Source organism: uncultured Jatrophihabitans sp., assembly GCF_964246335.1.
In the GTDB taxonomy this organism is placed as follows: Bacteria; Actinomycetota; Actinomycetes; order Mycobacteriales; family Jatrophihabitantaceae; genus Jatrophihabitans.
This window is the reverse complement of record NZ_CAXTQF010000096.1, coordinates 6333-7973: the sequence shown is the minus strand read 5'-3', so window position 1 is coordinate 7973 and position 1641 is coordinate 6333. Positions and strand designations below refer to the sequence as shown.

General features: G+C 72.8%; 2 protein-coding genes. One reads left to right on the top strand and one right to left on the bottom strand.

The window, feature by feature from the left end; genetic code table 11:
• Positions 1 to 554: protein kinase (locus tag ACFFCN_RS17805; RefSeq protein WP_375493836.1), on the bottom strand; the 554-nt coding region annotated here is incomplete at its 3' end.
• A 127-nt stretch (positions 555 to 681) separates the two neighbouring features.
• Here ACFFCN_RS17805 and ACFFCN_RS17800 point away from each other — a divergent pair.
• Positions 682 to 1524 carry a spermidine synthase gene (locus ACFFCN_RS17800; RefSeq protein WP_375493834.1) on the top strand — a complete coding sequence of 281 codons (843 nt, stop codon included), beginning with the start codon at positions 682 to 684 and terminating at the stop codon, positions 1522 to 1524.
• Positions 1525 to 1641: the final 117 nt, after the last annotated feature.

Sequence of the window (1641 nt, the reverse complement as noted above, 5' to 3'; positions counted from 1 at the left end):
GTGCCCATCATCAGGCCCGTCCGGGTGGCGGAGGCGTCGCTTTCCACCGCGCGGGCAAGGCCGAAGTCGGCGACCTTCACCACGCCCTCGTCGGAGAGCAGGATGTTCTCCGGCTTGACGTCGCGGTGTACCAGTCCCGCGCGGTGCGCCGCGGACAACGCGCTCAGCACCGGCTCCATGATCGATACCGCTTCGGCGGTGCTGAGCCGGCCGCGCTCGCGCAGCAGCTCACGCAGGGTGCGGCCCTCGACGAGTTCCATGACGAGGAAGACGTGGTGCCCGTCGGGGCCGGCCTCGTGTCCCTGGTCATAGACAGACACCGCGTTCAGGTGTGTCAGCCGCGCGGCGGCGCGCGCCTCGCGGGAGAAGCGGTCGGTGAACGCGGGATCCGAGGACAGCGCCGCGGACATCACCTTGACGGCGACGAGCCGATCGAGCCGCTCGTCGACGGCGGCGTACACCGTCGACATCCCACCGCGCGCGATGCGCTCGAGAATGCGGTAACGCCCCTCCAACGAGCGGCCGACCAGTGGATCGGCGGCCGTCGTCTGCACCGGGCGATTCTACGGGCGGACCACCCGGCAAAGCGCTTAGCGCGGCGGTGCGGCGGGCCGCGAGGGCGCCGCGGAGCCGTCCGGTGGCGTCTCGAAGGCGCGTCGACGCCTCCGTACTGTGGCAATCGTGACCGAATTCGCGGCGGCACCCGGCGCGTCCGCGCAGAGCGCGGGTGAGGTCGAGATCCTCGCCGACGCGGATCGGCCCGGCGGCTGGTTGCTGCTGATCGACCGGATCCGGCAGTCCTACGTGGATCTCGACGACCCGACGTATCTCGACTTCGAGTACGTGCAGGTGCTCGCGCAGCTGCTGGACGCGTTGCCGGCGGGCCGGCTGCGGGTCACCCACATCGGTGGTGGGGCCGGGACGGTCGCCCGCTACGTCGCCGTCACCCGGCCGGGCTCACCGCAGATCGTGCTCGAGCCGGACGCCGCGTTGACGGCGCTCGTGCGGGCGCGGCTGCCGTTCCCGCGCTCGGCACGCATCCGCGTACGCGCTACGGACGGGCGCAGCGGTGTGGCCGCCTTGGCCGACGCCAGTGCCGACGTCGTGGTCCTGGACGCGTTCGCCGGCGGTCGGGTGCCCGCCGAGCTGACCACCCAGGAGTTCCTGGCCGATGTCGCGAGGGTGCTGGGCGCGGGCGGCGTGTTCCTCGCCAACGTCGCCGACGGCCACCCGCTGACCTACACCCGCCGCGTGCTCGCCACGCTGCGCACGCAGTTCGGCGCGACGCTGCTCGTCACCGACCCGGCGCTGCTCAAGGGTCGTCGCTACGCCAACGTAGTGTTCGCCGCCGGGGCCGTGCTGCCGGTCGGCGATGTCCGACGCGCGGCGGCCGGCGCCGCCTTCCCGCGGGCGGTCCGCACCTCGCTGCCGGGCGATGCCAAGCCGCTCACCGACGACGACCCGATGCGCTCGCCGCCGCCGCCCGAGGAGTCGTGGCGCATCCCCAGAGAGGACGAGTACTGACGTGCCGCTCGACGAACACGTGCACCTGCGCCGCCACCGCGCCCAATCCGTCGGGGCGGGGGCGGCCCCCTACCACCGATACCCGCCGAGCTATCCCATGCCGCTGATCGACGATCT